The organism is Streptococcus sp. HMSC034B03, assembly GCF_001838575.1.
In the GTDB taxonomy this organism is placed as follows: Bacteria; Bacillota; Bacilli; order Lactobacillales; family Streptococcaceae; genus Streptococcus; species Streptococcus anginosus.
The window spans coordinates 125,769-133,858 of record NZ_KV837627.1; the positions used below are offsets into that span (position 1 = coordinate 125,769).

Annotated in this window: 7 protein-coding genes; 3 read left to right on the forward strand and 4 right to left on the reverse strand. The window is 40.9% G+C overall.

From position 1 onward, the window contains the following. The first annotated feature begins 54 nt into the window (after positions 1-54). Positions 55-927 carry an Hsp33 family molecular chaperone HslO gene (hslO, locus tag HMPREF2634_RS03625; protein WP_003026496.1) on the forward strand — a complete coding sequence of 291 codons (873 nt, stop codon included), beginning with the start codon at positions 55-57 and terminating at the stop codon, positions 925-927. Continuing rightward, positions 914-1,885 (forward strand): tRNA dihydrouridine synthase DusB, encoded by a 972-nt coding sequence (dusB, locus tag HMPREF2634_RS03630; RefSeq protein ID WP_021002162.1) that lies wholly within the window; start codon positions 914-916, stop codon positions 1,883-1,885. The genes hslO and dusB overlap by 14 nt, the downstream gene beginning before the upstream one ends. A 70-nt stretch (positions 1,886-1,955) precedes the next feature. Here dusB and HMPREF2634_RS03635 read toward each other — a convergent pair whose 3' ends face one another. Genes HMPREF2634_RS03635 through HMPREF2634_RS03645 form a run of 3 tightly spaced genes read right to left on the reverse strand, consistent with a single transcriptional unit; the run spans position 1,956 to position 5,333 of the window. Further along, the gene (locus tag HMPREF2634_RS03635; protein ID WP_021002163.1) at positions 1,956-2,396 is read right to left on the reverse strand and encodes a GNAT family N-acetyltransferase; all 441 of its coding nucleotides are present in this window, start codon (positions 2,394-2,396) and stop codon (positions 1,956-1,958) included. Between the two features lie 42 nt (positions 2,397-2,438). Next, the gene (locus tag HMPREF2634_RS03640) at positions 2,439-4,868 is read right to left on the reverse strand and encodes an ATP-dependent Clp protease ATP-binding subunit (RefSeq protein WP_021002164.1); all 2,430 of its coding nucleotides are present in this window, start codon (positions 4,866-4,868) and stop codon (positions 2,439-2,441) included. Positions 4,869-4,871: 3 nt separating this feature from the next. Next, positions 4,872-5,333, reverse strand: a complete 462-nt coding sequence (locus HMPREF2634_RS03645; RefSeq protein WP_021002165.1) for a CtsR family transcriptional regulator — start codon at positions 5,331-5,333, stop codon at positions 4,872-4,874. A 259-nt stretch (positions 5,334-5,592) separates the two neighbouring features. Here HMPREF2634_RS03645 and HMPREF2634_RS03650 point away from each other — a divergent pair, with 259 nt between their 5' ends. Further along, positions 5,593-5,943, forward strand: a complete 351-nt coding sequence (locus HMPREF2634_RS03650) for a hypothetical protein (protein WP_021002166.1) — start codon at positions 5,593-5,595, stop codon at positions 5,941-5,943. A 245-nt stretch (positions 5,944-6,188) separates the two neighbouring features. Here HMPREF2634_RS03650 and HMPREF2634_RS03655 read toward each other — a convergent pair. Continuing rightward, positions 6,189-8,090, reverse strand: a 1,902-nt coding sequence (locus HMPREF2634_RS03655; protein ID WP_142350294.1) for a Cna B-type domain-containing protein, incomplete at its 5' end; no start/stop codon positions are given.

Sequence of the window (8,090 nt, forward strand, 5' to 3'; positions counted from 1 at the left end):
AAATACCGATTTTTGTCTCGCTCCCTTTTCTTTTTTTATGTTACAATAAAGGGTATGGACAAGATTATTAAAACAATTTCAGAAAACGGAGCTTTCCGAGCTTATGTACTAGACAGTACTGAAATCGTTCGGACAGCTCAAGAAAAACATCATACTCAGGCCAGCTCAACTGTAGCACTAGGTCGCACGCTCATTGCCAGTCAAATCCTTGCCGCAAACGAAAAAGGAGATACAAAAATCACCGTCAAAGTGCTAGGGACAAGCTCTCTCGGTGCTATTATCACCGTTGCAGATACAAAAGGTACTGTCAAAGGTTATGTGCAAAATTCCGGCGTAGACATTAAAAAAACCGCGACTGGCGAAGTGCTGGTCGGACCATTCGTTGGAAATGGCGAATTCCTCGTCATTACAGACTATGGAACTGGAAATCCTTATCATTCTATGACACCACTTGTATCCGGTGAGATTGGCGAAGATTTGGCATTCTATCTAACAGAAAGCCAGCAAACTCCGTCAGCTGTCGGGTTAAATGTTCTACTAGATGCCAATGACAAGGTCAAGGTTGCTGGTGGTTTCCTCTTGCAAGTCCTTCCTGGTGCCAAAGAAGAAGAAATCGCTCGCTTTGAAAAGCGAATCCAAGAAATGCCTGCTATTTCAACACTTTTAGAATCCGAAAACCATATTGAAGCCCTGCTTTCAGCTATCTACGGCAACGAACCTTACAAACGATTGTCAGAAGAAGAACTCCGCTTCCAATGTGATTGCAGCAAAGATCGGTTTTTAAATGCCCTCTCAAGTCTACCTAAGTCAGATCTTGAAGAAATGCGAGATGAAGACCACGGTGCTGAAATCACTTGCCAATTCTGCCAAAGCACATATCATTTTGACGAAAAAGACTTGGAGGAACTCATTCGTGACAAATCTTAACACCCCTTTTCTGATTGGCAATGTGAAAATTCCCAACCGAACGGTTCTCGCTCCTATGGCAGGAGTGACCAATTCGGCTTTTCGGACAATTGCAAAAGAGCTTGGCGCAGGACTTGTCGTCATGGAAATGGTTTCAGACAAGGGCATTCAGTACAATAACGAAAAGACACTCCACATGCTGCATATTGATGAAGGGGAACATCCTGTTTCTATTCAATTGTTTGGCAGCGACGAAGATAGTTTGGCGCGCGCAGCCGAGTTTATCCAAGAAAATACCCAAACAGATATTGTGGACATCAATATGGGCTGCCCCGTCAATAAAATTGTTAAAAACGAAGCTGGGGCAAAATGGCTCAAAGATCCAGAAAAAATCTATTCTATTATCAATAAAGTTCGTTCTGTTCTAGATATTCCGTTAACCGTGAAAATGCGTACTGGTTGGGCAGATGCCTCACTAGCTGTGGAAAATGCTCTTGCAGCTGAAGCTGCTGGTGCGGCAGCGCTGGCTATGCATGGACGTACACGCGAGCAGATGTATACTGGTCACGCTGATCTTGAAACCCTCCACAATGTTGCGCAAGCCTTAACCAAGATTCCTTTTATTGCCAATGGCGATATTCGTACTGTCCAAGATGCTCAACAGCGTATAGAAGAAGTCGGTGCTGACGCAGTCATGATTGGACGCGCTGCCATGGGCAATCCTTACCTCTTTCATCAAATCAATCACTATTTTGAAACGGGAGAAATCTTGCCCGACCTCAGCTTTGAGGATAAAATGCACATTGCTTACGATCATTTGAAGCGCTTGATTGACCTTAAAGGAGAGCATATCGCCATTAGAGAATTTCGTGGCTTAGCACCTCATTACCTCCGCGGAACAGCTGGTGCTGCCAAACTCCGCAGCGCTATTTCCCAAGCCAACAGTCTTGCAGAAATTGAAGAATTACTACAAGTTTAAACATTAAAAAAACACCAATCATCTGGGAAATTATTCCTAAATGGTTGATGTTTTTTATTAGTCATTTCTACTAGGTATCCAGCCGAACCATTTCAGTCCTTGCTTGATTGCGGTAAATGAGATCTTCTCGAACAGAGAATCCTAATTTCTCCCAAAACTTGTTTCCTTCTGCATTCCTTTTAAAGACAACCAAGGCAACCTTATGAATTTTCAAATCATCTAGGACGGTTAAAACCGTTTCAACCAGCTGTCTTGCAATCCCTCTCCTGCGATAGTTCGGATGAACAGCTGTATGGTAGATATAGGCTCTTCGTCCGTCCGAACCAACTAAAATCGCTCCGATAATCGTTTGATTTTCTACTGCCACCAGACAAGTTTGAGGATTTCTCTGCAAAAACCGAGCAATTCCCTCTTTTGAATCATCTAAATCATTCAATCCCATGCCTGCACATGATAACCACAATTGATAAACCTGATCATAATCCGTTTCTGCCATTTCACGAATGTTCATCTTTTAAGTCCTTATCTATCCCTGAACGTTTCAAGGAAAAACTCATAGCACTTCAAACTCCAGCTGTCCAGCTTTGACACCGACTTTCAAACTTTGTCCCATCTGTAACTCACCAGCTAAAAGTAATTCGGATAAATGATCTTCTACCTGAGTTTGTAGAGTTCTGCGCAGTGGACGAGCTCCCATTTCAGGGTCATAACCCTCTTGAGCCAGAAGTTTCAAAGCACTCGGCTGGAATTTGAGTTTAATTCCTTTTTCTGCAAGACTAGAAACGAGCGGTTTCACCATGATTTTTACCACTTCTTGCATGTCTTCGCTAGTCAAACTGTGAAAAACAACCTTTTCATCAATTCGGTTAATAAATTCTGGACGATAAGCTTTCTTTAGCTCTTCCATCATTCGTTTTTCCATATTTTCATGATCAAAACGAACATCTCTTGCTCCAAAACCAACCGTCTTGTCGTCCCGCAAACTTGTCGCACCAAGATTGCTGGTCATAATGATAATGGTATTGGAAAAATCCACCTTACGCCCCTTGCTGTCTGTCAGCACCCCGTCATCTAAGACTTGGAGAAGCACATTGAAAATATCAGGATGTGCTTTTTCTACCTCATCAAAGAGGAGTACAGAGTACGGACGATTGCGAACTTTTTCAGTTAATTCGCCCCCTTCTTCATAACCAACATAACCTGGAGGCGCTCCATTGAGGCGACTGGCAGCAAATTTTTCCATGTATTCACTCATATCAAAACGAATCAGTGCTGTTTCGTCATCAAAGAGAACTTCTGCCAAAGCCTTAGCTAGCTCAGTTTTTCCGACCCCGGTTGGCCCTAAGAACATAAAGGAGCCAATTGGACGCTTGCTAGTGCGGATACCGGATTGATTGCGCCGAATCGCTCGACTAATAGCAGAAATTGCTTCATTTTGCCCAATGACCCGCTTGTGCAGTTCCTTTTCTAAATTGAGGTATTTCTTCGCATCTGTTTGCGTCAACTTTTGCACAGGAATTCCCGATAAACCGCTGAGTGTTGCCAAAATATCCTCATCTTTAACCTTTAGTTTGTAGACAATTGGCTGACTTTCTTTCTCCAACAAAGTGCCAACCTTTTTCCAATCGCCTGCCATTAAAGCCTCGTCTGCTGCACTCAATTCTGTTTTTACATGATTTTGCGGACCTTTATTTTGTACCGTTGCGGCAGCTTCATCTAGCAAATCGATCGCCGAGTCAGGTAGATGTTTATTTGTTAGATAACGATGAGCATACTTAACAGCTGTCTCAATCGCTGAATCTGTAATCACCACTTTGTGGTGTTCTTCATAACTTTTCTTGAGCCCCTGTAAAATCGCAATACTATCGGCTACCGTCGGCTCTTCAATAGTAATTTTGGCAAATCGCCGTGAAAGAGCTGCGTCCTTTTCAATATATTTCTGGTACTCTTCTTGTGTCGTTGCGCCGACCGTTCTGAGCGTCCCTCTAGCCAAAGCTGGCTTGAGAATGTTCGCTGCATCTAATGTCGAGTCAATCCCGCTACCCGACCCCATAATAGTATGAAGCTCATCAATGAAAAGAATGACATGTCCATCTGCTTCAATATCATTGATAATATTGTTCATCCGTTCCTCAAAATCACCACGAAAACGAGTTCCAGCCACCACATTCATTAAATCTAGCTCTAAAACTCTCATCTTTGCAAGCTCATTTGGAACTTGACCAGCTGCCACACGTTGCGCCAAACCAAGGGCTAATGCTGTCTTCCCAACTCCTGCATCTCCTACCAACACTGGATTATTTTTCGTCTTGCGACTTAAAATCTGAAGCATGCGAGAAATCTCTTTATCCCGCCCAATGACCGGTTCTAAAAGACCCGTATGAGCCATTTCGGTTAAATCACGAGTATAATCTTCTAGTCCGCCACTGGTTGCAGGAGGCATTCCCATCATATTAGCCATCGTTTGTCTTGTTGCTGCAGCATTTTTATTTAGGTGACGAATCGCCTTTAAATCCTCTTTATTCCAGCTTGCCTTATGCTCTAAGTTTTTCCGAAGATCGGTCATGCGCAAAACGCCTTCTTTATCCTCATAGCTAAATCCTGTGAATTCAAGGAGACGTGCCGCCAAACTTCCTCGATCAAACAGCATAGCTAATAACACATGCTCTGTCCCAAGATTCTTAGCATGCACAGCCTCTGCAATTCGCTCAGCTGTCAAAAACAACACTTTCATACGATGAGAAAACGGCCAAATGGTAAAGCTTCCCTCTTGTTGATAAATCTTTCCTGTGATATGAAAGGCTGCTTTCTCAAAATCATCAATTTCAAGCGGATAATCATTTAAAACTGAGCCCGCAACACTATAAGGATTATTCGCCATGGCAATCAACAAATGCCAAGACTCCAAATAATCCGTTTCAAAATGACTCGCTAACAGTTGTGCCGACTCAATACTTTCTGTCAAAGCTTTTGAATATTTCATATATTAGTTTCTCCCTTTTCTATCAACTTGTTGTAAAATTTTCTTTAACATCCGCGCACGAATCTGTGCAGCATTTACTCCCAATACCCTGTCTGTTGTCGTCGCTAAAAGAAGATTCCCTTCTCGTTCTGTCATGATTTTTTCATCAAACAATAGCTGAATGATATCTGTAAAGACCTGTTGACTGATTTGCTCGCCAACGCTATGCAGCAAATCACAAAGCAGCTCATGATGATTAGAGAATTCAATCCGACCAATCCGAATGTAGCCGCCTCCGCCACGCTTGCTTTCAACAACATAGCCACGACTTTCCGTAAAACGTGTCTTGATGACATAATTTATCTGACTTGGAACAACCTGAAAAACATCCGCAATTTCACTGCGCTTCAACTCTGCAATCCCAGCCTGAGCTAAAAGCGCTTTGATATATTCCTCAATACTGTCTGACGTATTCTTATGGCTCATGACAACCCTTTCTTCCAGTTCTTTCTTTTGCTCCATAAATGAGCAACTGACATTGACTATCTTTGACTAATATTATACCGAAAATCTCTTGTTTTTGAAAGAAAAAGACCTAAATGAAAAACTGAAAAGTCTGATTATTCAAGCAAGTGAAAAAGCTTATAGAATAGGAATAATTCGAGTGTAAACGCTTGCCTTTTAATTTTAAAGCGTTATAATATAGATGAAAATTTGACGATAATAATAAAAGGAGGCCAAATGAATGAAAATGGATTGGTTCAAATATACACGTCATGTACTGGTTTGGTTGGTTTCAACTTTATTCTTTTTTACAGTTATTTCTGCTGATTATGTGGATGTCCAAGTCGTCCCGTTAGTCATCTGCTTATTTGCTCCATTTTTATTTGAACCGTCTTCAATAAACCCTAAAACAAAATGGACAATTGATTTAGCCATCGTTGTCGCTAGTGTCTTTGCTATTCTTTTTACACAAACTTACCGAATCGCTTTCACTTACTCTGAAATTACTTATCTACTAATTTCTTTAATCGTTTTAATCTTTGTAGATTCTGTGATTTCTCACAAGGGATTCACGAAAAAAATTGTAAAATAATCGCAGACACTATTAGAAAAGGCTAGAGAGTTATATCAGCTCTCTAACCTTTTTATTTATGATTTAAACACTAACTATTGATTGCCTTAGTTTTGACCAAGAGCAGCAGCCATTGTAGCAGCTACTTCTGATTCAAAATCATTGGCAGCTTTTTCAATACCGTCACCTACTTCAATTGACAAAGAACCCTTAAAAGTCCACTAGATTTATCTAGTGGACTTTACTCGATCTATCTGATGATAGAATTACGCCTTCTTCTTTAACAAGTAAGCAGCTCCACTTAAGGTGAACAGACCTGCAAGTAATGCAAAGAATGAATTTTGACTACCTGTTGAAGGGAGAATTTTCTTCTTCGACTTCTCCGGTGTACTTGGTGGGGTTTGTGGAATTTGTGGCTTCTCTGGTGTATGACGATTCGTGATATTCATACCATCTACCTTCGGTGTGTAACCTTCTGGTACCGAAACTTCTTCCACCGTATAAGTGATTTCCTTACCTGCTTCATATTTGGCAAGTTTTTCAAAGTTATATTTCCATCCAGTTGCTTCACTTACTGTTGCTACTTTGCCCGTATCTTTGCCATTTGCTAGCAATCTTACTTGAATCTCTTTTGGACGAAGACCATCTTTATCATTTTCGTCTTCCCAAGTCTTCTGACCGCTAACTGAAGTCACCTCTGGAGTGTGGCTATTGACCAAATTCATTCCATTCACTTTAGATTGATAACCTTTTGGTACATCTACTTCCTCAACAGAGTAAACAATTTCTTTGCCATCCTTGTAACGATCCAAACCTTCAAAACTGTATTTCCATCCAGTTGCTGCACTCGCTGTCGCCATTTTGCCAGTATCTTTGCCATCTGCCAATAAACGTACTTTGATTTCAGTAGGACGAATATTATCTTGGTTATTGGCGTCATTCCAAGTCTTTTGACCCGTTAAGTTTACCTTTTCTGGTGTACGCTTGTTGGTAATTGTGTATTTGCCGTCTGCAGAAGGTTCTTTTGGATTGATAGTGGTGTAACCCTCAATCTTAGTAGTTTCTTTCACTTCATATCTGATTTCTTGACCATTCTCATACTTCGGTAATGGTTTTGACTCAAAGGCCCAACCTTTTTCTTCTGAAGTTTCAATTTCATCAACGATTTCTTTGCCTTTCAGAATTTGGACCTTCACTGTAGCTGTTCGTTTGCCATCTTGGTTGTTAGCATCTTCCCAGACTTTCTTACCAGAAATAACGATTGTTTCTGGTTCATGGGTGTTTGTGATTTCTTGACCCTTGATAGATGTTTCATATCCTGCTACAGCATCTTCCTTGACGGAATAGACAATTTCTTGACCTGCTTCGTATTTTGGAAGATTAGTAAAGGTATGTTTCCAAACATTGCCATTCGCTGGGTCTGCTTCAGCGACTTTGATATCATATTTCTCAACTTCAGTGGTCACACCGCCAACTGTCTTCATCAAATGAACCGTGATATGATCTGGACGTTTGCCGTCTTGGTTGTTGTTATCATTCCAAGTTTTCGTCACTTGATAATCAATCATTTTTGGTGTGTATTTGTTGGTAATATTGAAATCATTGATTTCGCTAGTATATTCAGAAACTACTTCTTCGGTCAGGCTATATTTAATAACCTTGCCTGCTTTGAATTTAGGAAGTTTAGTAAATACTGTAGACCACGTTCCGTCAGCTGCCGCTTTCACTTCTTTGGAAGCTACTTTTTCACCATCTGCCAAGAGATTAACCGTAATATATTTCGGACGTTTACCATCTTGGTTATTAGCGTCATCCCAGTTCTTCGTTGCTTTAATATCAATTGTTTCTGGTGTGTATTTATTGGTAATAGTAAAGCCTGTTTTAGCATCTCCGCTGATTTCAGTTGTATAACCAGCTACTGAACTCACTTCAACTACTTTATAATCAATCGGAGCTCCACCTTTATCTGCATCTAAATCCGTGAAGTTACCTGCCCAGCCATTGGCTTCTGATAGCTCAAGAGTTTTATCTGTATCTTGACCGTCTGCCAAGAGTTTAACAGTAATCTTAGTTGGACGTTTGCCATCTTGGTTATCGGCATCATCCCAGATTTTTTTCACTGGAATTTGCATTTTAGCTGGTGTATATTTGTTAGTGAAGACAAGATC